Raw genomic sequence first — 26,721 nt, 5'->3', positions numbered from 1 at the left:
GGTTGCCCTTGATAGCAAAGCGGTTTCGCTTGGGTGGCAGGACAATCTTGCTTCGGGATCGCTAACTTGAGGGTAAGCTGTCTCGGATGGAGCCAATGCTGATGACGACGGTACCTTGGCTGCTCTAGCCCTGGAATTGGGGGTACGGCGCCCGCAGAGCCGTGAAAATGAGTTTATTGCCCATGAAAAAGGACTGTTGACGGGATTGAGATCCTGCCGGTACTCCCTGCCTTGCCCTAACCCGGCCCAGGGGGATCCCTTCTGCCCAAGACCGGCTGGATGGCTCCCTGTGTTTCTTTGTCAGGGACAGTTACTGGTGGAGCTGTGCTTCACAGCAAAGGCAGACCGCGTAGTCTCCGCAACTGGTTGAGGTGGGCCGGGCAATCGCATCCAAATAGGGCAACAGCTGCGTTGCTTTCTTCAAGGGTGAACTCCAGAAAGGGATGCTCTGTCACCTCGACCTCAACCCAGGACTCCGTCTCGCCAACGCGAGCGGATGGGATGGGATCCTTCTGCTCGGGAACAAGAAGAGGATGTCTCCACGGCAGAGAACGGGAGCGGACAACATTCAGGTCAAATGGGGGCGCGTCCAGGGTAGAAGCTCGAGCTGCAGGAGCAAACCAAAGCAGCAACGCCCACAGAGCCGGTGCCGGCCACCTTGCCCAGCGCCAATAGGAATAGGGGATCCCTGCCATAGACTTTGCTAACTCACTAGTGTACCGTCCGCTTTGGATTTTGCCAGGGGGTGGCTGGAGCGAAGAGGACGTCATAGCTACGCAACGCTAACGCGACTGGCCGGCATCGTCTCAGGAACCGTTGGGTCACAGCCGGCGGATCCCATGCCAAACTTTGGTTTAGAATATTTTTAGATTCGAGATTTAGTCTCACTCATTTGAACTTGGGGAGGCCAACCTTTAGCCTTGCCAAGGATATCCCTCTTCTGCAGCGCTCCACTGGGATCTAGCTTCCTGCCCTTTCCCGTCTTGTTTTGTTCATTATCTCTACCAACTCAGGAGTTTCTTATGGCCGTTCCAAATGGTCATCCCGGCACGCTTCCAGAGCAAGAGGCTTCTTCTATGGGAAAGGACGCCCTCCCGCTAACGCAAACGGGTAACGCTCTAAACCTGGCTCCCCTGCCTGCTGATGGGGCCTCTGCGGCTGCTCAGATGCCGGTACTGCTGGGGGAGAAATCCGGCCCGCCCGTGTTTCCCAGCCCTGTCAAGTTCAGCGAAATTGAGATTGACCACCGTCCGGTTGGGGCTTCAACCCTGAAAGTGGTGGATTACTATGCCGACGGACGTCCAGTTGCTGCTGCAACTCTCAAAGTCGTGGACACTTGGGGGGAGGGACGCCCAACGGTTGCCTCTGGCGCCAAATTCATCCATGACCCCGCGCTCAATCGGCCGATAATGGCCGATGGCCTGAAAATTGCCAAAACCTTTATGGGCAACCGACCCATTGAGGCCAGCCCTCTCAAGGTGCTGCGCTAGCCCAGATCCTCAAGGGGGGCCAGGGATCCCCTTGCTAACCTGGGTTGGGGCACATCCGGTTAGTGATCATGGAGATCCTGGCAGTTCTCTTGGGGCTGTTGGCGGGCTTGGGAGGAGGAGCGGGCTATCTGGCGGATCAGACGGCGCGGCAGCTTCTGTTGGATCAGTTGGATCGGGCAGAGGTTTTGGAGGTGCGTATTCAAAGCCAGCCCAATTACCGGCTGCTGAATGGCCAAGCGGATCGCCTGCTGATTGCCGGTCGCGGGCTCTATCGAGCGCCCTTTCCCCGCATCGAGCTTCTGGAGCTGGAAACCGATCCGGTGGCAATTGACCCCTCTTTTTTCCAGGGGGCTCCCTTGCGCCTGACGCGACCTCTGCAAGCTGCGGTGCGGGTGGTGGTGCGAGAAGAGGACTTGAATGCTGCCCTCAACAAGCCAGAGGTGCTCCGCCAGTTTCAGGATATCCGCGCCGATCTGCCTTTTGGGGGAGCGGGAAGGGAAGCTCGCCGTTTCGATCTGCGTCAGCCCCGCGTCGAGTTTTTGGATCCCAGCCGCATTCAGCTCTCTGCCCTTTTGGTGGAGGAAGACGGCGGTACCGAGCAGAAGGACTCCGTCCAGCCAACGCGAGCAGTGGAGGTGGTGTTTAACACCGGGATCCGCGTGGAAGAAGGGCGCAGCCTAAAGCTGGAGAATCCGGAGTTTGTGATCGGTTCTGTGCGGGTTCCCGATGAGATCTCAGCAGCGTTTTTGGGCGGGCTCAATGAGGTGCTTGACCTGCAAGAGCTGGAAGAGATTGGGATCCTGATGCGGGTGCTCAGCCTAGAGATAGAGCCTGACCAGTTGCAGGTGATTGGGTTTGTGCGGGTGGAAGGGTTGGAAAGGACCTCGTCCCGCTAACGGGGATCCCCATTGAGCAGGGATGAGCTCCCCAGGGCTGCGCTCTAGCAGGAGAGCTGCTCTGTCAAACTGGATAAAGATCAGCCAGGCTGGAGATGGGATTATGGCCTTCGATTGGTTTCGCCGCCGCTATACCGACTCTACCGACTCTCCTGGTGAAGCGGAGTCTTCGCCACCAGCCCCCGCGCCAGCCACAGAACCGGCGGAGATCTCCCCTGAAGACTATTTGGCTTTTGCCAAAGCCGCCTATGCCAACCTGAAGGCCCGTGCTGCTGCCCAAGCCCCACCGGCAACCCAGGACTCTGTCCCACCTGCGCCAGCGGAAGGGATCCCTGCAGAATCCGTCCAGCCACAGCCACCGGCCTCGACTGAGGACTCCGGCCCACTTGCCCAAGCAGAACCCCGTGAACCCGTCCAGTCCTCCACTCCAACACAAGAACCAGCATCTCCAGAATCGCCCCCTGTGCAGCCGGCGGCAGCTCCCTCGTTTTTCGATCTGGCTCCCCGTGCTGCTGAGCGTCTCCAAGCCCTGCAAGCCAGCGCCGTGGATGAGCCCAAACCCGAGCCGGTGACTCCAGCCGTTGCTCCCTCTCCAGAGACGGGGCCGGAAGAGCTGGTCTTCGATGAGGGCTTCCGCTGGTCAGCCGAGATCTTGGCGGCTCAAGGGCGCAAACCGGAAGAGATTTCCGTTGAGGAAATCTCCTGGCTGCAAAAGCTGCGGCGAGGCTTGGGCAAAACCCGCCTTAACCTGATCAACCAGTTGAAAGCCCTGGTAGGCCGCGGCCCTCTGGATCAGAAGGCTGTGGAAGAAATTGAGGCCCTGTTGCTGCAGGCCGATGTGGGGATCGACGCCACCGAGCAGATCATCCAAGCCCTACAAAAGCGCATGCGAGAGGAGGTGGTGCCCCCAGAGGAGGCCGTCAAATACCTCAAGCAGCAGATGCGGCAGATGTTGACGGTGGGGAATCCCACCTTTGCCCCACAACGGGACACGCTCAACATTTGGCTGATTGTCGGGGTGAATGGGGCGGGCAAAACCACCACCATTGGCAAAATTGCCCATGTCGCCCGCAAGTCTGGATACCGCTGTCTGATTGCTGCTGCTGATACTTTCCGGGCTGCTGCTGTGGAGCAGCTCAAGGTTTGGGCAGAGCGAGCAGGGGTAGAGGTGATCGCCAATCCCTCTCCCAATGCCGATCCGGCAGCGGTGGTTTTTGACGCCATCACAGCCGCCAAGGCCAGGGGCACCGAGTTGCTGTTGGTGGACACGGCAGGCCGTCTGCAAAACAAGAAAAACCTGATGGACGAGCTGGCCAAGATCCGCCGCATCGTCGATAAAAAAGCTCCCGAAGCCAAAGTAGAAAGCCTTCTGGTGCTGGATGCCACCCAAGGGCAAAACGGGTTGCGCCAAGCCGAGGTGTTTGCCGAGGCTGCCAAGTTGAGCGGCGTGATCCTGACTAAGCTGGATAGCACCGCCAAGGGGGGGATTGCCCTGGCCATTACGCAGCAGATGAACCTACCCATCCGCTTTATCGGCGCCGGCGAGGGGCTAGAAGATCTGCGGCCTTTTTCCAGCTACGAGTTTGTGGAAGCTCTTCTAAGCGAGTATTGAGGCACCCCCTCTCTGAGAAGGGCCATTGTGAAAGAGAGACACACAGATCCAGGCTTTGTTGGGCGTCGCCCCCGCTTTCTGCCCTGGAGTGCTGCAGTGGTGGGGGCAGGTTTGCTTTGGGCTTGGGGTGGGCACCGCTGGATCCAGAGCGGGTTGAACCTGGTTCGGGCGGGATCCACGCAGGATGCAGGGGCTTTGCAGGAATTTGTAACCACCTTGGCTCAGGTGTTGTCGGGGGTGCTGGGCTTTACCCTCTCGGTGGTGGCCATTGTGGTGCAGTTGAGCGCGGATCGCTTCACCCCCAAGGTCACGGAGCTGTTTTTGCGCGAGAAAGTCAATTTCTACCTCTTCTTTTTCCTGATTCTGGCCAATGTGGTCAGTTTGTGGAGTTCGGCAGCCCTGAGCCTTTACGTTCGCGTCGGCGGTGTGGAGCAACAACGTCTGGGGCTGCTCATCGGTCTGAATTTGCTGCTGGGCACAGCCTCGTTTTTGATGCTGATCCCCTACTTTCGCTTCGTGTTTCACTTCTTGCAACCGGCCTCGATTATCCATCGCATTGAGCAGCAAGTGCGGCAGGCCATCCTGGGATCCCTTGCTTCCAGGAGATCAGGATCGGACTCCGGATCCAAGAGGGGCTATTTCTCCCGTTGTTCACTGCAACTGCGGCCTCGTCACGACAACGTTGTGCAGCAACAGCGATGCGCAGGAATACAGGGTGCCGTAGGCATAGCAACAGAGCAGCACTCTCCAATGGGCGAATGCTCGCCAGCTCATCAGCGCTGCCTCTCGGCTCTGGATGAAATCAAAAGCATCGCCACCAGTGCTCTCCGTCAGCAGGAGGGGAGCATTCTCCTGGAAGCCTTGGACAGCTTGAAGTCTCTGTGGGTCTTCTATGCTGCTCACAAAGCACAACTGCCCCCTGCCTGGTTTCTCTTTACCCCTGCTCTGCGGCGGGATCCAGACTTTGCTTCGGTGGATAAGGGACTCTTGAGCCAGATTGAGGCAGAAGGATCCTGGCTGGAGCTGAAGATCCTGCGGCAGTATCAAGCCTTATTTGCCGAAGGACTAAACGGCATGCGCCAGGCGAGCACCCTGGTGGCCATTCACAGCCGGGAGCTGGGGATCCGCGCCCTGGAAACCCAACAACTCACGGTAGCGGGGTGGGTGATCAAGTTTTTCAATACCTATCTGCGGGCCGTCATCAACGCGCGAGACATCCGCAGCGGCTACAACCTGCTCAAGCAGTACCGCTTGTTGGCCGAGGCAGCCCTACAACACCGCCAGTCGGCTCTGGTCTTGCAGATTGTTGGCTACTTTCGCTACTACAGCTTAATTGCCTACAAAGCTGGCCTCTTTTTCCTATCTGAAACCTTTGGCTTTGATCTGGGAATGTTGGCCCAGTCGAGCTGTGCTCTGGGCTCTGAAACAACGGAAGCCATTGTGCAAGCCTTGTTACGTCTGGATCAGGATCCCGAAAGCGAGCAACAGGAAACCACCCTGCGTGGGATCCGCAAAACCCAAGTCCGCTTGGCAGCCTATTTCCTCAGTCGTGGCCGGGAGGACTGGGCCAGGCTGATCTATCAGGATATGCAGCACGAGCCCCTGGCGCGCCTGCAGAGCATCCACCAAGAGCTGCTCTCTACGGCTGCAGAGTTTTGGGAGTTTACCGACCGGGGGGAGAACTTCTACTACTTGGAGCCCGCTCTTTGGCCCTATGCCGAGCAGTTTTTTAGCTGGTTTCAGGGCTTAACCTTGCCGGCAGATAAGCTGATCGCGTAAGCGGGACGGAGTCCTTAGAGCTCCTCTGGATCTCTGGAGCTTCCCTAAAAAATTCTGCCGCTCGCGTAAGCGGGACGGAGTCCTTGTCTAGTCTGGTTAGAGCCGCCCCTTGCTGACTTGTCCCATGCGTCCTTTCGGCAACCCCAACCGTCTGGGCAGTTCTCCTAGCCGCAGATCCCTGCCGGGATCCAGCTCCTTCGTTCAGTTTCGCCGCGACCCGCACCTATCGCGTAAGCGGGACGGAGTCCTTGTGCCCTTTTGGGGCCTAAGCCTACTAGTCATGGGCCTGGCAGTGCCTCTGTTTGTGCTTTCGGGGGCGGATCCCAGTTTGGCTGGCTGCGACGAGAGCTTTTATGCCCAAATGGCCCGCGAGCTGCTGCGGGGAGGGCATTGGCTGGGGCCCACTTTTTTGGGGGAGCCTTTTTTCGAGAAACCCCCTCTGCTCACCTGGAGCGTGGCCCTCAGTTTTGCCCTGTACGGGGTAAACGAGTGGGCAGCGCGGCTGCCAGGGATCCTCGCTGCTTTGCTCTCCATTCCCCTGGTGGGTTGGATTGGGTGGTTTTTTTTGCCGATGCGGGCGGCCTTTTTGGGGATGGCGGTTTTGCCCCTGTGCTACCTCTGGGTGCAGCAGGGGCGGCTGGTGGGGCAGGATGTGCCCTTGACCTTTCTGGAGCTGCTGGGGATCCTGGGGCTGGTCAACGGTATCCGCGGCCACAGGGTTTGGTTTTGGCTAACCGGAGTGGCCTTCGGGCTGGGCCTGCTGATGAAAAGTGCCATGATCCTGCTGCCGGGGGCGGCTTTGATCCCCTATCTCGTGCAGCAACGGCGCCGCTGGATGGGATCCGCCCCATTTTGGCTGGCGCTTGGGCTGGGCTTGGGGATTTTTGGCCTCTGGCTAGGTCCAGCCATGCAGGTGTATGGCCCACAGGTGCTGACCACCCTGGTGGGGAAGGTGTGGGATCTGGGGCAAGAGCCCTTCCATGCGGATGCCACCGGCTGGTACTACTTTTGGCACATTCCCGTTCATGGCTTCCCGTGGACGGTTTTGGCTTTGGTGGGTGGCTTTCTCCTGGTGCGCCAGCAGCCGGGATCCACGCTGCTGATCTGGTCTTTCCCCCTGCTGCTGCTGTTGTTGTTGCAGCTTTATCCCACCAAAACCCCCTACTACACCGTGCAGCTTTACCCTTGGCTGGCTCTCTTGGCCGGGGTAGCCTTGGATCAAGCGTTGGCTATGCGGGGTCGCGTCAGCGGTGCGGATCGCGTTAGCGGGACGGAGTCCTTGCACTTAAAGCCCCGTCTGGCTCAGGTGCTCTCTTGGGGACTGGCAGCGGTGGGGCTGCTGCTGTTGGGTTTGGGGGTGGCCGTCCGGCTAGGTGTAGACGGTCTGGAGCTCCTACAGCCTCATGCTTGGCCGCTGGTGGTGATGGGTGTTTTGTACCTCTTGCTGCCAGGGATCTGCAGTTGGCGGCGGGTGTTGCGCTGTGCCGGCAGTCTGTGGGTGGGAACCCTCTTGTTGGCCGGGATTCTCGCCATGATCACCATCGTCTTGCGGCCTGATTTCGGCAACTTCAGCCCTGCTTTTGCCCAAATGGATTGGAACCAAATGCTGCCCCCGTCCGTTCGCGTTAGCGGGACGGAGTCCTCGACAGAGGCTGGGGAGACGGTGGTGGATATTGGCCGCAGCGGCTTGCCGGATGTCTGTCAGGCCCAGGCCATCGCTTTTTATACCCCTAATCCGGGGAGATGGGTGGATGATCAGGCTCTGCAACGAGGGGAATATGGAGACTACCTTTGGGTTTCTCCGGTGCAGGCAGAGAAGGTGGAGATCCGGGATTTGGGGTTACAACCTCTGGCGGAGGTGGAGGGCTGGCAACTGGTGCGCCGTTTGGATCCCCTCTTGGAGCAGGGCAGCGGGGAGCCTCTTTGAGTTTAAAAATCTTAAGTTTAAGAATCCTAGGAAGTGTTAAAGCATGGCGGGAATAGCGGAATCGGGCCGGTCGTGGGTGTCTCTAGAGCGTACCTGGGTAATCCAGGGATTGGCTTGGCTGGCAGCGCTGCTATTTGTGGCGGGGGTGATCCCGCTGGCGGGGGCTTCCCCTCTCCAGGTAGCGGCCAGCATGTGGCAGGGGGCCTTTGGCACCGAAGCTCAGTTTGGCCGGGTTTTGGCGACGCTGGCTCCCCTTGTCCTCTGCTGCTGTGGGCTGGTGTTTACGTTTGTTGCCGGTCTCTACAACTTGGGCATCGAAGGGCAAATGGTGGTCGGGGCAATTGCGGCCACGTTTCTGGTGCGTCTGGAAGCGGGATGGTTGCCGCCGCCACTGGTCATTACCTTGGCGCTTTTGGCCGGGATCCTGGGCGGGGCGGGCTGGGGCTTGTTGGCCGGGATCCTGAATGTGTGGGGGCGGGTCAACGAGATCTTCGCCGGTCTGGGGCTGAACTTTGTTGCCCAAGGTTGGGTTCTCTACCTGATCTTCGGCCCTTGGAAAAGGCCGGGGGTGGCTTCCATGAGCGGGACGGAAGTGTTGGATCCCCGTCTGTGGTTGCCCACCTGGGGGCGGTCAGAGGCCAGTCCGGTGGCGTTGCTGCTGGCCCTGTTGGCTTTGGCCCTGACGGTGCTGGTGGTGGGCAACACTCGCTTCGGCCTGCAGTTGCGGGCGGTGGGGAAAAACCCTGTAGCTGCTTTCCGGTTGGGGATCCCGGCTACCCGCAGGTTGCTCATGGCATTTGCCTGCTGTGGGGGCTTAGCAGGGCTGGCGGGCGCCTTGCAGGTGTTGGCTCTGTTCCATCGCCTCATCCCCAATATCTCCAGCAATTTGGGCTTTCTGGCCTTGTTGGTGGTGATGCTGGCAGGCTTTAACCCCCTGCTGATTTTGCCGATTGCCTTTTTCTTCAGCAGTCTTAACATCGGCAGCTTGCAACTGCCTCTCTCTTTGCAATTGGAGTCTTCTTTGGCCGGTGTGATTCAGGGATCCCTGGTGTTGTTCGTCTTGCTGGCCCAAGGGATCAGCCGCCGCTATTTCCTTGAGAAAGGTTAATGGCTTCGGCGATTTCTGGGATCCCTTTGCGTTAGCGTTGCGCAACAACGAGATTTAACTCCTATCGCGGGGGAAAACTTTGGATTTTTCTGCTCAGGACAGTGGTGCGGTTCCTCTGCCGTAGGCATAGCACCATCAACATTGGGAAATGAGGCTATCGTAGAAGGATGAATCGGACATCCCCTTTTTCAAATCGACCGCTCATCGGCGTTACCACCCGCAACCGCAATGACGAGGGAGACTTTGTAGCGCCAGGCCGTTATGTGGATGCCATTCGTGCTGCCGGAGGGATCCCTGTTCTTTTTCCCCCAGGCGAAAGCGAGCCCCAGGTTTTGCTGTCTTGGGTGGATGGCCTGGTGTTGACTGGTGGCGGCGACCTCTGCCCCAGCACCTTTCGCGGTAGCGGGACGGAGTCCTTTGGAGAGGATCCGCAACATCCCCAGGTGCGCTATGTGAACGCGGAGCGGGATCGATTTGAGGTGGCCTTGGCTCAGGCCGTGCTGGCCCAGGGGATCCCTGTTTTAGGCATTTGCCGGGGGATGCAATTGTTAAATGTGGTCAGTGGCGGCAAGCTGTTCGCGGTAGCGGGACGGAGTCCTTTCCCCCATGTGCCTGATGTGTACGACGAGCTGGATCACTTCAACCCCGCTGATCGCGGTAGCGGGACGGAGTCCTTTCGAGGCCATTGAACACGAAACCCACCCCTAGGCTGTTGCCGTGCAGTGGCACTCCGAGTTCACCTTTGAAGAAGCCGTTCGCGGTAGCGGGACGGAGTCCTTGCACTTCCGTCTGTTTCAAGCCTTTGTGCAGGCAGCACTGCGTTTTTCCCCGCGCCTAGCTGGCCTGCTGCCCAACCCTGAGCCCGTACCCCAAGTCGCCTAAAGGAAGGTTCCCAGCCAGAGGACAGTCCTGCCGTTGGAGAATCATCCAACAGTTATCCCGTCAGTTATCCCGTGCTAACTTCTAGGCGGTGCCCCCTTGTCAAGAAGCGCCGTTGTCGCTACGCGACGCTAACGCGAACGCGGTAGCGGGACGGAGTCCTTTCCCGTCAGGGTGCCGTACGCATATGAACAGGAAGCGACCGCTGGAGAGGGTTGTCTCTCTAGGGCTGGCTTTTGCCAGCTCGGCTCTTTTGGGTGCCTGCGGCGAGGATCCTGCTCCTTGGCTCCGCCAGTTTGGAACCCCTAGCTCCGACGAGGCCCACTCCATCGCTGTAGATGAGAGGGGAAACGCCTGGGTGGTGGGAGTTACCCACGGAACTCTTCCCAAGCAGGCCGGGGCAGGTGGGGGAGATGCCTTTGTGCGCAAGTACAACGCCCAAGGTAAGGAACTCTGGACCCGCCAGTTTGGAACTTCCAGTCTTGACGAAGCGCTAGCCGTAGCGGTGGACAGGTGGGGAAATGCCTGGGTGGCAGGGGTTACCTACAGGACTTTCCCCCACCAGGTCAGTGCCGGGGGGAAGGAAGCTTTCGTGCGCAGGTACAATCCCCAGGGCAGGGAACTCTGGACTCGTCGGTTCGGCAGTGGGGAGTTGGACGGGGTCACGGCTCTTGCCGTGAATGCAGAGGGCAACGTCTGGGTGGCGGGGGATGCCGTTCGCGGTAGCGGGACGGAGTCCTTAGCCCCTTCCGGCCAATCCAGGGGTAAAAGCTTTGTGCACAAGTATGACTCCAATGGCAACCTGCTCTGGACTCGAGAGCTCGAGCTCCATCGGCGGGCCGGTGCCCTGGCTGCCGACGAGGAGGGAAATGTCTGGGTGGTGGGATCCATTCAAGAAAGCCTTCCGGGACAGTCGGTCGCGTCAGCGGGACGGAGTCCCAGAGCGGGAGGCTTTGTGCGCAAGTATGATCCCGAGGGCAACCAGCTCTGGCTTCGCCAGTTTTCAGGCGGGAGGGGTGACGGGGCTTTTTCCATCGCGCCAGCGGTGCGGAGCACTTTCGCTGTGGGCGAGATGGGGATCTGGATAGCGGGATTCATCCAAGAAGCTCCTACCGGCCAGGCAGGGGAGTACAGCGTTCTTGTGCAGCAGTACGATGCCTACGGCAACCAACTCTGGAACCGCCAATTCCCAGGCAAACAGAGGGAACGAGTCCTGGCCATCGCTGTGGATGGGAGCGGGAACATTTGGGTGGCAGGACATACCCAGGGAACCCCAGCGGGTCAGTTGCCTAGCGATGCCTTTGTGCGCCTTTACGACGTCAACGGCAATGAACTCTGGAGCCACCAGTTTGGAACCCCTGACTTTGAATGGATCCGTTCTCTTGCTTCGGACAAAGGGGGAAATCTTTGGGTGGCGGGGGTAACTTGGGGAGCCTTTCCTGACCAACCCCGAGCGGGCATGAAAGATGTCTTGGTACTCAAATACGCTCGTTAGGCTGAGGCTTTGCCAGGGCGGGATCCCTCTGCGGCAGCTCAACACCCCAGTAGCCAGCAGAAAGCTGCCCCATGCTAGGCTCTAGGCGGTGCTGCCCTAGTCGGCAAGGGGCGACTTGAAGGATATGAAAAAAAGGGTGGGCAGGGTAGTTTTCGCAAGTGCTTTAACTTTTTTTGCCAGTTCAATTCTTCTGAGAGCCTACGGTTCGCATTCAATCGAGTGGGCTCGCCAGTTCGGAACTCCTGCGAATGAGGTGGCTGACTCTATTGCTGTCGATCGCGCCAGCGGTGCGGAGCACTTTCGCGCCAGCGGTGCGGAGCACTTTCGCGCCAGCGGTGCGGAGCACTTTCGCGCCAGCGGTGCGGAGCACTTTGGACAGGGCAATGCTTGGGTAGCGGGAACCACTACGGGAGCCCTTCCTGACCAGTTGAGCGCTGGGAGCTGGGGTGCTTCTGTGCTTCAAGTACAGTCGCTAAGCCTGAGCTTCCTTCCCTTGGGAGAGCGGCCATGCACCGAATAGCTGCTTTGCCAGGGGGATGGGATCCTTCCCAATCCGGCGTCATTTTCTTGGAGCAGGATCCCGCTCCCATCGTTATCCTTTCGGCAGCCGATACGGATCTCACGGCCTTGAGCGCAGCCCTGCGCCTGTTGCCCGGCGATTTTCCGGCGGTGCGGGCGGCCAATTTGTTGCAGTTGCAACAGCCCCTAAGCCTGGATGACTATGCCGAGAGGGTGCTGCGGCGGGCGCAGGTGGTGCTCCTTCGCCTGTTGGGGGGAAGGGCCTACTGGAGCTATGGCCTGGAGGTAGCCAAGCAGGTGGCCGCCGAGGAGGGATCCACCCTGATCGTCATTCCTGGGGACGATCGCCCCGACTGGGATTTGGTGAGCCATTCCACTGTGCCCCTGGCGGTGGCGGATCGGGTGTGGCGGTACTGGCTGGAGGGGGGAGCGGAGAATGTGGCCGCCTGCCTGCTGTTTCTGGCTAGGGAGTTTCTGGGGGGCCAATATTCGGTGCCGGATCCTCAAGTGCTGCCTCGTCTAGGGATCTATCAACCCCCCATAGCTCCGCTGGCGGATCCCCAAGCTCCCAAGGTGGGGATTTTGCTCTACCGAGCCCATGTTCTGGCGGGGAACATAGAGCCGGTGGATCAATTGGCAAAAGCCTTGGTGGAGCGGGGGCTACAACCCCTTTGCCTGTATACCTATAGCCTTCAAGACCCAGACTTGCCCCCAGCCATTCGGGATCACTTCGGCGGCCAGATTGACCTGTTGCTCAACACCACCAGTTTTTCGCTGGCGCGGTTGGACAGCCACCAGCCCGATGTAAGCCTGTGGCAGGAATTGGATGTGCCCGTTTTGCAGGTAATCCTTAGCAGCGGATCCCGCCAGAGCTGGGAGGACTCCACGCGAGGACTGGGAGCGCGGGATCTGGCCATGAATGTGGCTTTGCCGGAGGTGGATGGGCGCATCATCAGCCGCGCCGTTTCCTTCAAGGCGGTTCAACAGCGGGATCCCCACTTGCAAACGGAGGTGGTGGCCTACGTGGCTGTGCCGGATCGGGTGGAGTTTGTAGCCGATTTGGCGGCCAACTGGGTGAAATTGCGGCGTACCCCCCCTTCCCAGCGGCGACTGGCTTTGATCCTGGCCAACTACCCCAGTCGGGACGGGCGACTGGCCAATGGGGTGGGTCTGGATACCCCTGCCAGTTGTGTGGAAATTCTCAAAGCTTTGGCGGGAGCTGGCTACTCAGTAGATCCCCTGCCCCAGACTGGAGATGAACTCATCCATTGGCTAACCGAAGGCCAGACCTACGACCCCTTGGGATCCCTGCGCCCGGCTCGGCAATGCCTTTCTGCTGCCCTTTATCGAGAGTGGTTTGCCCGCTTGCCTGAGCCCATCCAGACCGACCTCGTCCGGCAGTGGGGGGATCCGCCCTCTCGAGATATTCCCGTGGTGGGACTGCAGTTAGGGCAGGTGTTTGTTGGCATCCAGCCCCCGCGGGGCTACGACCGGGATCCCTCGTTGAACTACCACGCCCCGGATCTGGTGCCCCCCCACGAGTACCTGGCTTTTTACCTGTGGTTGCGGCAGGTCTTCGGCACTCAAGCGGTGGTGCATGTGGGCAAGCACGGCAACCTGGAATGGCTGCCCGGCAAGGGATCCGCCCTTTCCGCCACCTGCTACCCGGAGATGGCCCTGGGGCCGCTGCCCCACTTCTACCCCTTCATTGTCAACGATCCGGGAGAGGGATCCCAGGCCAAGCGGCGAGCCCAGGCAGTGATTATCGACCACCTCACCCCGCCCCTTACTCGTGCTGAGCTGTACGGCCCCCTGGCGGACTTGGAACGGTTGATGGATGAGTACGTGCAGGCCCAACAGTTGGATCCCAGTCGTTGTCCCCTGATTCGCGCCCAGATTCAGGAGCTGGTTCGAGCCGAGCATCTAGACCAGCAGTTCAACTTGGAAAAAGAAGAAGATTGGAATCGCCTGGATGGCTATCTCTGCGAGCTAAAAGAATCTCAGATTCGCGATGGGCTGCACATCTTTGGTCGAATCCCTGCCGGTGAGCAGCTTGTTGATCTGGTGGTAGCCCTGGCCCGCTACCCTGGCCACGGGCAACTGGGGATTACTCAGGCCATTGCCCGCGATTGGGGATGGGACTGGGATCCCTTGACCGCCGACCTGACAGATCCTTGGCCAGAGGGATCCCCGAACTCGCCGTAACCCAAGCCAAGCGTTTTATTTTCCTCTCTCAGGGAGCAAGGAAGAATCTTAAGAGTAAGAGGAGTTGATCGGGATCCCTCATCAACTCCTCTGTTGGAACAATGGAAGCAGGCTAGAGAAACAGCTGGATCCCGGAATCGTAGCCCAAGACCGGCTCGCGCCTAGGTGCCCCCTGGCCAGCTACCGGGAAGCCCTAGCGGGCGTTTCAATAGCGAGATTGAAAACTCCGCCGCCGCTCACCGCCACTGTTCGCGTTACCAGAGCGGAAACCTGAGGTGGGGCGTTCTTCTCGCGGGCGAGCTTTGTTCACCTTGAGGTCGCGCCCCATCCATTCCGCCCCATCCAGCGCAGCAATGGCGGCTTGCTCCTCTGCTTCAGAGCTCATTTCCACAAACCCGAAGCCCCGAATGCGGCCTGTCTCGCGGTCAGTGGGGATTTGCACCCGCTTGACAGAACCGTACTCAGCAAAAACAGCGGTCAAATCCGCTTCTGTCACCTTAAAGGAAAGGTTGCCAACATAAATCGACATAGACGATCTCCGAAAGAGAGAGTAACAAAGGGTGAGATGTTCGGAGAGCCGTCTGCCAATACAAAACGTGAAAATCCGTCAAGACCAGAAGAAACGAGCACTACAACCGACAACGATCTCATCCCCTATCCTAACACAGAAGTAGGGGCTCGCCACTCCGATTTTTCCAAATCCTGGGAAGATTGCCTTCATCACCCCGCCGCTCTGCCTGCGCTGATGCCATCTCAGCCCAGCTTCTCCAGCCTGGATCCCAGCAATCTCATCTGGGCTTCCAGCTCCGCCAGTTGTTCCTGACTGGCTTGCACCACTTCAGGGTTGGCCCGGTTGAGAAAATTGGGGTTCTCCAAGCGGGCGCGGATCCCTTGGGCCTCTTTTTCCAGTTTGGCCAGGTCTTTTTGCAGCTTGGCCCGCAGCGCTTCCACATCCACCAGTCCTGCCAAGGGCATCAGCACCTGCACCGTGCCCACCACTGCAGCCGCCACCTGTTTGGGCTCCGTGGCCAGGGATCCCGTAATCTCCAAAGCCTCAGCCTTAGCTAGATCCCGGATGTAGGCTTGGGCAGCCCTGAGAATTTGCTGCTGGGTGGGATCGTCGGTAACCAGGAGGGCGGTGACGGCCTGCTGGGGCTTGAGGCCGGCTTCTGCCCGCAGGTTGCGCAGGCTGGTAATGGTTTGGATCACCAAGCCAAACTCCCGCTCCAGTTGAGGGTCGATCCAACTGGGATCTGGGGTGGGATAGGGCTGCACGGAGATAGAGGTGGTTTGGTTGGCCTGGGTGAGCAGCTGCCAGATCTCCTCGGTGATGTGGGGCATCCAGGGGTGCAGCAGCTTGAGAATGGTTTCCAAAACGGTGGCCAGCACCTGCTGCGCTGCGCGTTTGGAAGCCAGGTCTTCTCCCCGCAGCCGGGGCTTGACCAGCTCGATGTACCAGTCGCAAAAGTCATCCCAAATGAGAGAGTAGAGCAGGCGCGCCCCCTCGCCCAGGCCATAGGCTTCCAGCTCGGTGATAACTTGGGTGGCTGTGGAGTGCAGCCGCGACAGGATCCAGCGATCGGCCAATTCCAGCGCTTCAGGAACAGGGGATCCCAGTTGGGCGGGGGTCTGTCCCTCCAAGTTCATCAACACAAAGCGGGAGGCGTTCCAGATCTTATTGGCAAAGTTGCGGGCGGCCTCCACGCTGGCGCTCTCCCCCGTCTTGCGGTCGTAGGCCAGGCGGATATCCTGCCCTGCCCCCACCACCTCCTTGACCAGGGCATAGCGCAGGGCGTCGGTGCCGTATTTGTCCAGCAGCTCCAGGGGATCGATACCATTCCCCTTGGTCTTGGACATTTTGGCGCCGTGCTCATCCCGCACCAGGCCATTGATGTACACGTCTTTGAAGGGAATCTGGCCGGTAAATTGGGATCCCATCATGGCCATGCGGGCCACCCAGAAGAAAATGATGTCAAAGCCCGTGGACATCAGGGAGTTGGGATAGTAGCGTTTGAAATCCTCGGTCTCTTCCGGCCAGCCCAGGGTTGAAAAGGGCCACAGGGCAGAGCTAAACCAGGTATCCAACACATCCGGATCCTGCTCTACCCTCTCAACTTCTGGGCCAAACTTTTCCCGTGCCTTGAGCAGCGCTTCCTCGCCGTTGCGGGCCACCACAAAAGCTTGGGGATCCTCGAGAAGCTGGCCATTGAGGACTGGATACCAAGCTGGGATCTGATGGCCCCACCACAACTGCCGAGAAATGCACCAGGGGCGCAGCTTTTCCAGCCAGCCCGTGTAGACTTTGGTCCAGCGCTCAGGGATAAAGCGGGGGCTATTTCGTTGGTATTCCTCTTCCAAACAGCGAGCCCCCATCCCCGAGACATCGCAAAACCACTGAATGGAAAGCAAAGGCTCGATGGGCACGCCGCCGCGGTCGCTGTGGGGAACGGTGTGGTTGTAGTCCTCCACCTTCTCCAGCAGGCCATGTTCGGCAAACCACTGCACCACCTTTTCTCGGGCCACAAAGCGATCTAGGCCGGTGAAAGGATCCCCGTTTTCGTTGAGGGTGCCGTCTTTATTGAGGATGTTGATGAAGGACAATTGGTGCCGTTTGCCGATTTCAAAGTCGTTGGGGTCGTGGGCCGGGGTAATTTTCACACACCCGGAGCCAAAGGAGGGATCCACATACTCATCCGCAATGATGGGGATGAGGCGATTTTTAATGGGCAGGCGAATGAACTGGCCGATGAGATGGCAATAGCGCTCGTCTTGGGGGTTCACCGCCACCGCCGTATCCCCCAGCATGGTCTCGGGCCGAGTGGTGGCCACCACCAGATACTGGCTGGGATCCTCGGCCAAGGGATAGCGAAAATGCCACAGGTGGCCCTTGACCTCTTTGTCGTCTAGCTCAATGTCTGACACCGCCGACTGGGTGGCCGGGCACCAGTTCACCAGATATTCCCCCCGGTAAATTAGCCCCGCCTCGTACAGCCGCACAAACGCCTCGGTTACCGCCCGGCTCAACCCCTCGTCGAGGGTAAAGCGATCCCGCGTCCAGTCCAGCGAGAGACCCAGCCGCCGCAACTGGCTCTTGATGGCTCCCTGCGACTGCTCCTTCCAAGCCCAAGCTCGCTCCAGAAAAGCCTCGCGGCCCAGATCGAAGCGGGTCTTGCCCTCTTGGCGCAGTTGGTTTTCCAGGATGGTGTGCACGGCGATGCTGGCATGATCCGTGCCGGGGAGCCAGAGCACGTTGTAGCCGCGCATCCGCTTGTAGCGCGTCACCACATCCGGCAGGGTAAAGGCAAAAGCATGGCCCATGTGCAGGTTGCCCGTCACATTGGGCGGGGGCAGCACCATGCTAAAGGCCTCTCCCGGTGCCTTGGGATCCGCCACGTAAAAGCCCTTCTCCTCCCAAAAGCGCTGCCACTTCGGCTCGGTCTCGAAGGGGTTGTACTGGCTGGGCAGGTTGACAGAGGAAATTGCAGCAGTCATGGGGAGAATAGGCCAACGGCTGAGAAGGATGAATCACTTTATAGAGTAGCAGTTCAACCCTTTGCCCTTCGGGGTAGAGTGGCCCATCGGTCTTGACCCTAATCACACGGCTAGAGAGGGATTTCGAGCTAGGGTACTACCATCCTCAGCTTTGGGTACGGCGTTATGTCCAGATCATTGACGGCAACGGTCCTGATGGCTCTGATGGCTCTATCCCCTGGGATCCCTGCCCTCGCGCAACAGGACTGGAAGAGATCAGAGAGAGACATCCTACTTTGTCGTGGGGAGCCTTTTGAACCAGGCTCTCTGGCAGGTTATGAAGCTTGCTTCAGTGCTCGCCTTCATCCGGATGAACAATCCTGGCCGCCTCCACTACCCCTGATAGGCCTGTATTTTATCCCGCACGCTGACTACTCTTTTTGCTTTGTAGGTGCAAGAAAGCCCGGTAGCCTGGAGGCAATTCTCGTCGGTCGAAGTGGAGAGCTCATCTCTGGCCTAGATAGCCCCTCAACCCCTTCTGAACTAGAAGTAGAAACCCCCCAGATTATCCAGCGAAAAGCCCGCATTCTCGAGATATACAAACACACTTTCAGTATCAGCCAACTGGTGGTTTACGACCAACTGGTGGTTTACGACGAAACCGAGTTGAACTTGGAGGGGTTCGTGCCTGTGACTGCGCCTCCAGGATACCTCATTTCGCCGGACGAGTTTTTAGAGGATCCCCAGTGCCAAGCCATTTTGAATTGAGGACTCCTCCACTTGTAACTGGTGTGCGTTCTTGGGTTTTGGCAGGCTTACGAGATGGCTCTAGAGCCCGGAGTAAGCGTTGAGCCATTCCATGAAGTAAAACACCAGTGGCGCGGTGAACACATAGCTGTCTCCCCGATCCAAGATGCCACCGTGGCCCGGGATTAGATCCCCGGAATCTTTCACCCCTGCATCCCGTTTCATCAGAGATTCTGTGAGATCTCCCAGCAGGCTGGTTAACCCAATCAAAAACCCCAGAATGCCCCCACTCAACCAGCTCCACGGCCAGCCCAGGTAATAGGCTCCAACCACCGCAAGGGTCATGCTGGCGGCAATCCCGGCTACCGCCCCTTCCACCGTCTTTTTCGGGCTGAGGATGGAGAGCTTGGTGCGCCCAAAGGCCCGACCACACAGGTAGGCCCCCACATCGGCAGCGATCACGCAGCCAATGGCCAACAGCGTAATCCATAGCCCTTCGCCAATGCCCTTGGATAAAGACAAAGCCCTGACCCGAATCCAAAAACTGGGCAGCAGAGCACAGTAAAACAGTCCCAAAATTGAGGTGGCAATATCGGCAATGGTGGCCACCTTGGGCTTAAAGAGCAAATAAAAACAGATGATGGATCCCGCCACAATAAAAGCAGGGCTCGTCCATTCCGGCTTGACCTGCTGTAAAACAACCAGCACCTGGCTGGAAAACATGGTGGTGCGCATGGCCGGCGCATTGCCTTTGGCTTGCACCAAGCGAAAAAACTCCAACTGGGCCAAAAAAATGATTAGCCCAATGGCTGCGGTGAAATACCAGCCCCCCAAAAGGGTGACCGCCAACGCAAACAGCATGGCCGCAAAACCGCTAACCCAACGGGCTCCCATAGGCGCACCCCGTCACGTTGGCTGGCCAAATACCTCTTGCCCCCGGCTCCAGCAGATCGACGTCCAAGCCGAGAGCAGAAGAAACCCCCCCTCTGGTGTTCAAGATTCGCGTTTGCGGGACGGAGTCCTGATGCGGCTGCTGCAATGGAAACGCCTCTTGCCCTAGCCTTTCAGTTTAACTCCCTTGGCCTCGAAACAACCGCTTTCGGCCCTGCAGGATGGGATTTCCAGGTAAGGTGGCAGACAGACTGGAGCATGAGATAATGGGCAAACCGCAAAGCTCACAGCTGACCGCCTGAGATACTCCTAATTCGTTGCACTGCAGCATGGTTCAAGAACTTACTTCGCGCTCCACAACTGTTCGCATTTCTGCCGAAGAGGCTCGTCTTCTTTATGAAGACATGGTGCTGGGCCGCCTGTTTGAAGACAAGTGCGCCGAAATGTACTACAAGGGCAAGATGTTCGGCTTTGTGCATCTGTACAACGGCCAAGAGGCCGTCTCTACGGGGGTGATCAAGGCGCTCAAGCCCACCGACTACGTGTGCAGCACCTACCGCGATCATGTGCATGCCCTCAGCACCGGGATCCCGCCGCGGGCGGTCATGGCAGAGTTGTTCGGCAAGGCCACCGGCTGCAGCAAGGGTCGGGGTGGTTCCATGCACCTCTTCTCGGCGGAGCACAATTTCTTGGGGGGCTATGCCTTTGTGGCCGAAGGGATCCCAGTGGCGACGGGGGCTGCTTTTTCTGCCAAATACCGGGGCACTGACCAGGTAACCGCCTGCTTCTTTGGGGATGGAGCCTGCAACAACGGCCAGTTTTACGAGTGCCTCAACATGGCCGCCCTCTGGAAGTTGCCCATCGTCTATGTGGTGGAAAATAACTTCTGGGCTATTGGCATGGCCCATGAACGCGCCACTTCCGACACCGATATTTACCGCAAAGGCCCGGCTTTTGGCATGCCCGGCTACCAGGTGGATGGGATGGATGTGCTAGCAGTGCGAGAGGCCGCCCAACAGGCCATCGCCCGCGCCCGTGCCGGAGAAGGCCCCACCTTGCTGGAGTGCATCACCTATCGTTTCCGGGGCCATTCTCTGGCCGACCCTGACGAGCTGCGCAGTCCTGAGGAAAAAGAGTTCTGGCGGCAGCGGGATCCCATCAAGCAACTGGAACGCTATGCCCTGGAGCACAACCTAATGACCGAGGCAGACTTCCAAGCCATCCACGCGGAGGTCAGCGCCGTGATTGAGGACGCGGTTCTTTTTGCTCTGGAAAGCCCAGAGCCAACCCTGGACGAGCTGCACCGTTTTGTCTTTGCCGAAGACGAGTAGATCCTGGCCACTTCCCCGGTAGCGGGGGAGTCGCTTGCCGGGGGATCCCCACAAGGTTCTCTGGCCAACTCGGGTGGCTCATCCACCTGGCGGAGTGCTGTCCTGCTGGATCCCTCGAGGCTTCTCGAGGATCGGCATCAGAGAAACTTTCTCGAGATCTGCGCGATGGCGCAGATTTTTTTGTAAATATCGCTTCCCATTTGTTTACACAGCTTCATATCATTGAGGTATCGAGCATGAGTATTTATTCCCGGTCATGAGCAATTCTCTTGAGTTTCCCTGGCTGTCGGTGCTGGTGCTCTTGCCTCTGCTGGCAGCCTTTGGGATCCCCTTGATCCCCCAGAGCCGTTGGGTGCGTTGGTATGCCCTCGCTGTGGGGGCTTTTGATTTGGGCCTGATGGCCTATGTCTTTGCGCGGCACTATGACCTGCAGGACTTTTCTCTGCAACTGGCGGAGCGCTACGCCTGGGTGCCCCAAATTGGATTCCACTGGTCGCTGGCGGTGGACGGCCTGTCCTTGCCGCTGGTATTGCTGTCCGGTTTGATCACGACCCTGTCGATTGTGGCGGCTTGGAATCTCTCCCACAAGCCGCGTTTGTTTTTCTTCCTGCTGCTGCTGATGTACGGCGCCCAGGTGGGCGTATTTCTGGCGCAGGACATGCTTCTATTCTTCCTGATGTGGGAGATTGAGCTGGTGCCGGTCTATCTGCTCATCTCCATTTGGGGTGGGCCGAAGCGCCAGTACGCCGCCACCAAGTTCATCCTCTACACCGCCGCCGCCTCCATTTTTATCTTGGTGGGATCCCTGGCGATGGCCTTCTACGGCGAGGGCTTCAGCCTGGAGATGGCAGAGCTGAGCGCTAAGTCTTACCCACTGGCCTTGGAGCTGTTGGCCTATGCGGCTTTGCTGATCGCCTTTGGGGTGAAGCTGCCGATTTTCCCGCTGCACACCTGGCTGCCGGATGCCCACAGCGAAGCCTCTGCTCCCATTTCCATGATCTTGGCGGGGGTTCTGCTCAAGATGGGGGGCTATGGCCTGATCCGCATGAATGTGGGCATGTTGTCGGAAGCCCACGTGTACTTCGCCCCGGTGCTGGCGGTGTTGGGTGTGGTGAACATCATCTACGGGGCGTTGGCCGCCTTCGGTCAGAACCATCTCAAGCGGCGCTTGGCCTATTCGTCCATTGCCCACATGGGCTTTGTGTTGATCGGGATCTCCGCCTTCACGGAGCTGGGCATCAATGGGGCAGTGCTGCAGATGATCTCCCACGGTCTGATTGCCGCGGTTCTGTTCTTCCTGACGGGGATCACCTACGAGCGCACCCACACCCTTGCCCTCGACAAGTTGGGAGGGTTGGCCAAGCAGATGCCGAAGGCTTTTGCCCTGTTTACAGCGGGATCCCTGGCCTCTCTGGCGCTGCCGGGGATGAGCGGATTTGTGGGTGAGCTGACGGTGTTCTTGGGCTTGACCACCAGCGATGCCTATGCGCCGACCTTCAAAGCGGGAATTGCCCTGCTGGCGGCAGTGGGCATCATTCTGACGCCCATTTACTTGCTCTCCATGCTGCGGCAGGTGTTCTACGGGGCTCAGGATCCCGGCCTAGTTTTGGAAGATTACCTGGGGGATATGCGCCCGCGAGAAATGGCGGTGGCCCTCTGTCTGCTGTTGCCGATTCTCGGCATTGGCTTCTACCCGCGCCTGGCTACCCAAACCTACGATGTCACAACGGTGGCGGTAGCTGCCCAGTTGCGCAGTGTGTTGGCAACTGAGATTGTGCAGCGGCCTTTCTTCCCCTTGCCAGTGCAATCGGCTCAGGTGGCGGCTTTGCCTCTGGAGGATTAAAGGGGGGTCGAGACTCGGTTCTTCTTTATCTCTATTCCTTACTCTGTCCAGAAGAGCTGGTGTTCGAGGTGCAACCCGACTCAACTTTCAGCTCTTCTTTTGTTTTTTTTAAGTTTTAAGATTGGATTTAGGATCCGGGATGTTCCTGGGCTGGGATTTTCGTGCAGCCGATTGTTCTTGTGCCGTCCATCCTATCGGTGATCGGTGGGGATAGAGTTTTGTTCCATCAGGTTGAGTTGCACCACCAACCACCAGAGGGTTACATCGGAGTAGGTCGCCCGACGCTTGAGCCGAGAAATGGAGTGTACTGGGTTTTGGCTGTCGATCATCCACTCAGAAGCGATGATTTGGCCGCGTTGCTGAGCATTCATTGTTTCTCCCTCCGCTCGCCAACTGCTCAATACTTAGAATGGCTAATATTTAGGATGGCGAATTTGCGCGGGAGCGTGTGAAAAAATATATTACGCAGGGATCCCCAGAGTCGGCTAACTTTCTTAGCAATGAAGATCTCATAGGCCGTTGAGTTGCCGATTTGCCGTCCGGGGATCGGACAAAACGTTGCAAAAGGGGCAAAATGTTGGGCAAGGGGATGCCCCTATCTTCACAAGTCTTAAAACCTGGAAAAATTCCATTTTCTCCTGACTCCTCTGTCTCCCTCCGTCGGCCTTTGCAGCAGCAACCCTTGAGAAGTCTGAGATCCCGATGAGAGCCCCCCAGCCTGCCTCTGCTTTTGGAGAAGTGGTGGAGGCCGACACCACAACCTTTGTGGCCCAGTGCTTCGAGCCGGAACGCCTGACCTTCCCGCCCATGCCTGCTCTCGGCAGTTGGACGCGCTCCCAAGACGAAGAGACCGGCAACCTGATCTATGGCGTGGTTTGCTATGCCGCCATCGCCCCCATCGACACCGTCCATCGCGCCAGGGCTTTGGGCCTCTCCCCTCAGGAGCTGCGGGAGCAACAGCCCCAGATTTTTGCTATGTTGCGCACCGATTTTCGCGCGGCCATTGTCGGCTTTGTCAGCGGGGGACGGGTCTATCAGTACTTGCCGCCACGCCCTCCCCAGATTCACCAGCCGGTTTATCTCTGCTCCGATACGGAAGTGAGGGAGTTCTGCCGCTCTTTCGAGTTTTTGCGCACCCTGCTACGGGTCAACGGGATCCCAACCGATGAGCTGGTGGCTGCCGTGATTCGCCAAACTTACCGAATCCTGAACCGGGATCGCAACTGGCTTCTACAGGCAGGTCGGCAGTTGAGCTGTCTGTTGCGGGGTGATTATGAGCATCTCAGCGCAATTTTACGAAAGATTGAAGCCTAAGCGAAGAAATATTGAGAATGGCCTTGGATCCCTCTGGAATCGAGTCGGGGGGTGATAATCTGAGGCCGTTTCCTATGGAATTGATTCCCTTTGAATCCTCTTTCTGCTGTAAAAATGTTTAACAAATTCAATCCTTCTGACAAACCCTCCAAAGGCAATTGGGCAGGTCGTACCTTTTCTGCAGCTGCGGGCGCTTCGGTGGCAGCCGGTGTTTGCATTGCCCACGGTCAGCCGGCTTATGTGTCGCTGTTGGTGGCCTGTTGCGCGACGGTGTTTACCCTCGTTTTGGATGAAATGGGCTGGATCTAGGCTCGGTTTCAACTTCAGCTTTGGTTTTGCTGCATAAGAAGCCGCTCTAAAGCAGAGACTAACCAATCCAATAGGGATCCCTGGCCCTCTGGGTTTGCTGCTTGCGTGAAAGGATCCCTTTGCTGGGTTGGCAACATGCAGCCTTACTTTACCCTGCTTCGCGGGCTGCCCGCACCAACAATCCTGCTGTGATCAGCCCTGCCAGAATAGAGCTGCCGCCATGACTGAACAAAGGCAGGGGCACACCTGTGGTGGGCAGAACCCCGGTGACCACGCCGATGTTCATCAGCGACTGCCCCACCAGAAACATCAGGCAGCCGCAGGCTACTAAGCGAATGGTCAACTCCCGACAGCGCCCCATCACCCGCCAGCCCAGCAGAGTGTAGAAGGTCAGCAACCCCAGAAAGAACAGGGATCCGGCCAAGCCAAACTCTTCTGCATACACCGAGAAGATGAAGTCGGTGTATTGGATGGGCAGGTAGAACAGCTTTTGCTGGGAGAGGCCATATCCCTTGCCCCACAGGCCGCCAGAGCCAATGGCCAACAGACTTTGCACCAGCTGGTAGCCATCCCCTTGGGCATTGCTCCAGGGATCCAAAAAAGCCAAGATGCGCCGTCGTTGGTAATCTTTGCTGAGAATGCTCACCACAGCCGCCAGAATCCCCAGCCCCGCTGTAACCAAAAGGGTGAAAGCTGGGATCCCGGCAGTCCAAGCCATGACCCAGAGGGTGAGGCCGCAGATGGCCGTGGTGCCCAGGTTGGGCTGGGCGAGGATCCCCAAGAGCGCAAAGGCGAAGATGCCCGCCCAGAGGACGCGGAACCAGAGGGGATGGTGAAACCAGCGGCCAAAGATCCAGGATCCCTGCAACACCAACAGGGGCTTGAGCAATTCTGAAGGCTGGATAACAGGGATCACCTTCAAATCCAGCCAGCGGCTGGCCTCCAGGCGGGAAACCCCCAATCCCGGCACCTGGGTGGCCCACACCAAGCCAACTCCCAGCAAGCAGAGGATCCCGGCCCAGGGGAACCAGCGCCGCAATGGGATCCGCACCAGAACCCAGAAGCAACCCAGACCCAACCCGGCCCAGAGCAATTGCCGCTTGAAAAAGTAGAGGCCATCGCCGGTGATCCGCTGAGCCACCGGGTAGGAAGCGGAAAACAGCATCATCAGCCCCAGCACCAGCCAGATCAAGGTGAGCCAGCGCAGCCAGCGAGCTTCAGCATTCCAGGGATCCCTGGAGAGCTTGGCAGCAGGCTCGGAAATGGTTGCCACGGTGTTCAAAGCTGGAGTACTGGTCAAAACTGGCACAGGCGGGGGACAGCAAAATGGTGATGGGTTGAGCGGGCTTCCCCAAGCTCTGAGCTTGACGCGAAAGGGAACAAGCCGCTGCAAAGGCTCTTTCCACCGCTACATCTAGGGTTGGCACCAGCTCAACGTCAGTATAGTGGATCCCCTGGAGGGCCTCTGCCAGCACTGGGGCAGACTCCCCCATCAGCAACACGCGGGCCACCTTGGCCCGAATCAACCGCAACCAGGCGCCGGGATCCCCCTGCTTAGCCCTTCCTCCGGCAATCAGAATAATGGGTGGGGAAAGGGCGTTGAGCGCCACCCAGCCGGCCTCGTAGTTGGTGGCCTTGCTGTCGTTGACAAAGCGGATAGGGGTGGATCCCACCTGGATTTGCGCCACCCGCTCCAGCCGATGGGGCATGCCGGCAAAAGATCGGATGGCTTTTTGAATGGCAGCGTTGGGGAGCCCAGCTAGACGTGCTGCTGCTGCCGCCAAGAGCAGGTTTTGCAGGTTGTGTTGGCCAGGACAGCGTTCTGCAAAGTCCTCCAGCTCCGCCACCATCTCCCCCTGGATGTAGAGGCGGTTTTCCCGCAGGTCAAGGGTTGCGGTGGGATCCCGGTCACAACAGCCTTGGGTAGCAACAAGGGAAGTCCAATAGGTATTTTCCCAGTCCTGCCGGCGGCAGCACAGGTAGGGATCCTCGCCGTTGAGCACCCGCCACTGGGCCCGATCCAAAAGGCGAGCCTTAAAGCTGGCATAGCGCTCCAGCGTCCCATGCCGTTCTAGGTGATCGGGAGTGAAGGTGGTCCACACCCCAATGCGCGGCGGCCCTCCAGGAGTGCTGCTCATGAGGCGGCTACTGGCCTCCAACTGGTAGCTGCTCAGCTCCGCCACGATCCAGTCCGGCTCTAGCGTTCCCTGGAGCGTTTCCAAAGCCACCTGCGACAGGGGCAGGCCGATGTTGCCGCAGGGGATCCCTTGCAGCCCCGCCGCCTTGAACATTTCCGCCACCAGAGCTGTGGTGGTGCTTTTGCCGTTGGTGCCGGTGATCCCCACCCAGGGTAGGTGGTCAAGATAGATCCAGGCCAGCTCCGCCTCCCCCACCACCGGGATTCCCTGTTGACGCACCTCCTGCAGCAGCGGGTGATCCCAAGCAATGCCTGGACTGACCACCACCTGCTTCACCCCTTCGGCCAGTTGAAAAGGCTGCCCCAGCCGAACCGGGATCCCTTCTTGATTGAGCTCAGCCTGCCGCTGTCTGAGAAGAGGGGAATCTTGCTCATCCCAAACCAGCACTTCATAGCCCTGGGCCCGCAACAGCCGCGCTGCCGCCAGCCCCGCAATGCCTAACCCCAAAACTTGATGTTGCACGTTGGTTTCTACTTCGTTTCTTTATTTGGGGATCCCTGCTTGGATCTTACCGGTCACGTCCTTGACCCGCATGTTTTTGTTCGACACTCCCCTTGCTTATGGGGGTAACCAGTTGGTGGAGTGGATGGAGTTTTCCTAGCCGCCTGGATGGCTAACTTGGGAATAGGCTGGAGCATGACTCTAGTCAATAATAAGCTCAACTATACTGAAAATAATGTATAATATGTTCAGTACGGATTACTACC

At 58.5% G+C, this 26,721-nt stretch carries 23 protein-coding genes; 16 read left to right on the top strand and 7 right to left on the bottom strand.

Translation table 11 applies throughout. The features are described from left to right. Positions 1 to 329: 329 nt before the first annotated feature. Positions 330 to 695 (bottom strand): hypothetical protein, encoded by a 366-nt coding sequence (locus NW828_RS03205; RefSeq protein ID WP_414381453.1) that lies wholly within the window; start codon positions 693 to 695, stop codon positions 330 to 332. Between the two features lie 327 nt (positions 696 to 1,022). Here NW828_RS03205 and NW828_RS03200 point away from each other — a divergent pair, with 327 nt between their 5' ends. From NW828_RS03200 to cobN, 11 genes are all read left to right on the top strand, one after another. After that, positions 1,023 to 1,490, top strand: coding sequence for a hypothetical protein (locus NW828_RS03200; protein WP_414381450.1), 468 nt, complete (start codon positions 1,023 to 1,025; stop codon positions 1,488 to 1,490). A gap of 68 nt (positions 1,491 to 1,558) precedes the next feature. Next, positions 1,559 to 2,386, top strand: a complete 828-nt coding sequence (locus tag NW828_RS03195; protein WP_414381448.1) for a DUF2993 domain-containing protein — start codon at positions 1,559 to 1,561, stop codon at positions 2,384 to 2,386. A 103-nt stretch (positions 2,387 to 2,489) separates the two neighbouring features. Then, positions 2,490 to 3,998, top strand: a complete 1,509-nt coding sequence (ftsY, locus tag NW828_RS03190) for a signal recognition particle-docking protein FtsY (RefSeq protein ID WP_414381447.1) — start codon at positions 2,490 to 2,492, stop codon at positions 3,996 to 3,998. Positions 3,999 to 4,025: 27 nt separating this feature from the next. Next, positions 4,026 to 5,777, top strand: a complete 1,752-nt coding sequence (locus NW828_RS03185; protein ID WP_414381445.1) for a DUF2254 family protein — start codon at positions 4,026 to 4,028, stop codon at positions 5,775 to 5,777. 109 nt (positions 5,778 to 5,886) lie between these two features. After that, positions 5,887 to 7,704, top strand: a complete 1,818-nt coding sequence (locus NW828_RS03180) for an ArnT family glycosyltransferase (RefSeq protein WP_414381443.1) — start codon at positions 5,887 to 5,889, stop codon at positions 7,702 to 7,704. Positions 7,705 to 7,747: 43 nt separating this feature from the next. Further along, positions 7,748 to 8,812, top strand: coding sequence for an ABC transporter permease (locus tag NW828_RS03175; protein ID WP_414381440.1), 1,065 nt, complete (start codon positions 7,748 to 7,750; stop codon positions 8,810 to 8,812). 167 nt (positions 8,813 to 8,979) lie between these two features. Further along, a complete protein-coding gene (locus NW828_RS03170) occupies positions 8,980 to 9,501 on the top strand; it encodes a gamma-glutamyl-gamma-aminobutyrate hydrolase family protein (protein WP_414381437.1) in 522 nt (173 codons plus the stop codon). 28 nt (positions 9,502 to 9,529) lie between these two features. Further along, the gene (locus NW828_RS03165) at positions 9,530 to 9,694 is read left to right on the top strand and encodes a hypothetical protein (protein ID WP_414381434.1); all 165 of its coding nucleotides are present in this window, start codon (positions 9,530 to 9,532) and stop codon (positions 9,692 to 9,694) included. Between the two features lie 184 nt (positions 9,695 to 9,878). Continuing rightward, positions 9,879 to 11,186 carry an SBBP repeat-containing protein gene (locus tag NW828_RS03160; protein WP_414381431.1) on the top strand — a complete coding sequence of 436 codons (1,308 nt, stop codon included), beginning with the start codon at positions 9,879 to 9,881 and terminating at the stop codon, positions 11,184 to 11,186. Positions 11,187 to 11,439: 253 nt separating this feature from the next. Continuing rightward, positions 11,440 to 11,706 (top strand): hypothetical protein, encoded by a 267-nt coding sequence (locus NW828_RS03155; RefSeq protein ID WP_414374432.1) that lies wholly within the window; start codon positions 11,440 to 11,442, stop codon positions 11,704 to 11,706. Further along, positions 11,694 to 13,910, top strand: coding sequence for a cobaltochelatase subunit CobN (gene cobN / locus NW828_RS03150; RefSeq protein WP_414381429.1), 2,217 nt, complete (start codon positions 11,694 to 11,696; stop codon positions 13,908 to 13,910). The genes NW828_RS03155 and cobN overlap by 13 nt, the downstream gene beginning before the upstream one ends. Positions 13,911 to 14,115: 205 nt before the next feature. Here cobN and NW828_RS03145 read toward each other — a convergent pair whose 3' ends face one another. Both NW828_RS03145 and NW828_RS03140 read right to left on the bottom strand, forming a co-directional pair. Next, complete coding sequence (locus tag NW828_RS03145; protein WP_011431969.1) at positions 14,116 to 14,439, bottom strand: RNA recognition motif domain-containing protein; 324 nt, start codon at positions 14,437 to 14,439, stop codon at positions 14,116 to 14,118. 224 nt (positions 14,440 to 14,663) lie between these two features. Next, positions 14,664 to 17,402 (bottom strand): valine--tRNA ligase, encoded by a 2,739-nt coding sequence (locus NW828_RS03140; protein WP_414381427.1) that lies wholly within the window; start codon positions 17,400 to 17,402, stop codon positions 14,664 to 14,666. 606 nt (positions 17,403 to 18,008) lie between these two features. Between NW828_RS03140 and NW828_RS03135 the strand changes: the two genes are divergently transcribed. Next, positions 18,009 to 18,149 carry a hypothetical protein gene (locus NW828_RS03135; RefSeq protein ID WP_414381424.1) on the top strand — a complete coding sequence of 47 codons (141 nt, stop codon included), beginning with the start codon at positions 18,009 to 18,011 and terminating at the stop codon, positions 18,147 to 18,149. A gap of 60 nt (positions 18,150 to 18,209) precedes the next feature. On the opposite strand, the gene NW828_RS03130 is transcribed toward NW828_RS03135, so the two are convergent. Then, the gene (locus NW828_RS03130; protein WP_414381423.1) at positions 18,210 to 19,022 is read right to left on the bottom strand and encodes a phosphatidate cytidylyltransferase; all 813 of its coding nucleotides are present in this window, start codon (positions 19,020 to 19,022) and stop codon (positions 18,210 to 18,212) included. A 326-nt stretch (positions 19,023 to 19,348) separates the two neighbouring features. Between NW828_RS03130 and pdhA the strand changes: the two genes are divergently transcribed. Both pdhA and NW828_RS03120 read left to right on the top strand, forming a co-directional pair. After that, entirely contained in the window at positions 19,349 to 20,350 is a 1,002-nt protein-coding gene (gene pdhA, locus NW828_RS03125) for a pyruvate dehydrogenase (acetyl-transferring) E1 component subunit alpha (RefSeq protein WP_414381420.1), read from the top strand. A 256-nt stretch (positions 20,351 to 20,606) separates the two neighbouring features. Beyond that, a complete protein-coding gene (locus NW828_RS03120; RefSeq protein ID WP_414381417.1) occupies positions 20,607 to 22,193 on the top strand; it encodes an NAD(P)H-quinone oxidoreductase subunit 4 in 1,587 nt (528 codons plus the stop codon). A gap of 191 nt (positions 22,194 to 22,384) precedes the next feature. On the opposite strand, the gene NW828_RS03115 is transcribed toward NW828_RS03120, so the two are convergent. Then, a complete protein-coding gene (locus NW828_RS03115) occupies positions 22,385 to 22,564 on the bottom strand; it encodes a hypothetical protein (protein ID WP_414381414.1) in 180 nt (59 codons plus the stop codon). Positions 22,565 to 22,895: 331 nt separating this feature from the next. Between NW828_RS03115 and NW828_RS03110 the strand changes: the two genes are divergently transcribed. Further along, positions 22,896 to 23,507, top strand: a complete 612-nt coding sequence (locus NW828_RS03110) for a hypothetical protein (RefSeq protein ID WP_414343849.1) — start codon at positions 22,896 to 22,898, stop codon at positions 23,505 to 23,507. A gap of 457 nt (positions 23,508 to 23,964) precedes the next feature. Here NW828_RS03110 and NW828_RS03105 read toward each other — a convergent pair whose 3' ends face one another. Both NW828_RS03105 and murD read right to left on the bottom strand, forming a co-directional pair. Continuing rightward, positions 23,965 to 25,089 carry an FtsW/RodA/SpoVE family cell cycle protein gene (locus NW828_RS03105; protein WP_414381412.1) on the bottom strand — a complete coding sequence of 375 codons (1,125 nt, stop codon included), beginning with the start codon at positions 25,087 to 25,089 and terminating at the stop codon, positions 23,965 to 23,967. After that, positions 25,034 to 26,476, bottom strand: a complete 1,443-nt coding sequence (gene murD / locus NW828_RS03100; RefSeq protein WP_414381409.1) for a UDP-N-acetylmuramoyl-L-alanine--D-glutamate ligase — start codon at positions 26,474 to 26,476, stop codon at positions 25,034 to 25,036. The genes NW828_RS03105 and murD overlap by 56 nt, the downstream gene beginning before the upstream one ends. A gap of 1 nt (position 26,477) precedes the next feature. Here murD and NW828_RS03095 point away from each other — a divergent pair, with 1 nt between their 5' ends. Continuing rightward, complete coding sequence (locus NW828_RS03095; protein WP_414350758.1) at positions 26,478 to 26,615, top strand: hypothetical protein; 138 nt, start codon at positions 26,478 to 26,480, stop codon at positions 26,613 to 26,615. Positions 26,616 to 26,721: the final 106 nt, after the last annotated feature.

The organism is Synechococcus sp. W55.2 (assembly GCF_047461635.1).
GTDB lineage: Bacteria > Cyanobacteriota > Cyanobacteriia > Thermostichales > Thermostichaceae > Thermostichus.
This window is presented reverse-complemented; position numbering and strand designations above follow the sequence as displayed.

Coding starts and splice junctions, on each gene's coding strand:
- NW828_RS03205 (WP_414381453.1), bottom strand. CDS start 695: ATGGCAGGGATCCCCTATTCCTATTGGCGCTGGGCAAGGTGGCCGGCA.
- NW828_RS03200 (WP_414381450.1), top strand. CDS start 1,023: ATGGCCGTTCCAAATGGTCATCCCGGCACGCTTCCAGAGCAAGAGGCT.
- NW828_RS03195 (WP_414381448.1), top strand. CDS start 1,559: ATGGAGATCCTGGCAGTTCTCTTGGGGCTGTTGGCGGGCTTGGGAGGA.
- ftsY (WP_414381447.1), top strand. CDS start 2,490: ATGGCCTTCGATTGGTTTCGCCGCCGCTATACCGACTCTACCGACTCT.
- NW828_RS03175 (WP_414381440.1), top strand. CDS start 7,748: ATGGCGGGAATAGCGGAATCGGGCCGGTCGTGGGTGTCTCTAGAGCGT.
- NW828_RS03170 (WP_414381437.1), top strand. CDS start 8,980: ATGAATCGGACATCCCCTTTTTCAAATCGACCGCTCATCGGCGTTACC.
- NW828_RS03160 (WP_414381431.1), top strand. CDS start 9,879: ATGAACAGGAAGCGACCGCTGGAGAGGGTTGTCTCTCTAGGGCTGGCT.
- cobN (WP_414381429.1), top strand. CDS start 11,694: ATGCACCGAATAGCTGCTTTGCCAGGGGGATGGGATCCTTCCCAATCC.
- NW828_RS03145 (WP_011431969.1), bottom strand. CDS start 14,439: ATGTCGATTTATGTTGGCAACCTTTCCTTTAAGGTGACAGAAGCGGAT.
- NW828_RS03140 (WP_414381427.1), bottom strand. CDS start 17,402: ATGACTGCTGCAATTTCCTCTGTCAACCTGCCCAGCCAGTACAACCCC.
- NW828_RS03130 (WP_414381423.1), bottom strand. CDS start 19,022: ATGGGAGCCCGTTGGGTTAGCGGTTTTGCGGCCATGCTGTTTGCGTTG.
- pdhA (WP_414381420.1), top strand. CDS start 19,349: ATGGTTCAAGAACTTACTTCGCGCTCCACAACTGTTCGCATTTCTGCC.
- NW828_RS03120 (WP_414381417.1), top strand. CDS start 20,607: ATGAGCAATTCTCTTGAGTTTCCCTGGCTGTCGGTGCTGGTGCTCTTG.
- NW828_RS03115 (WP_414381414.1), bottom strand. CDS start 22,564: ATGAATGCTCAGCAACGCGGCCAAATCATCGCTTCTGAGTGGATGATC.
- NW828_RS03110 (WP_414343849.1), top strand. CDS start 22,896: ATGAGAGCCCCCCAGCCTGCCTCTGCTTTTGGAGAAGTGGTGGAGGCC.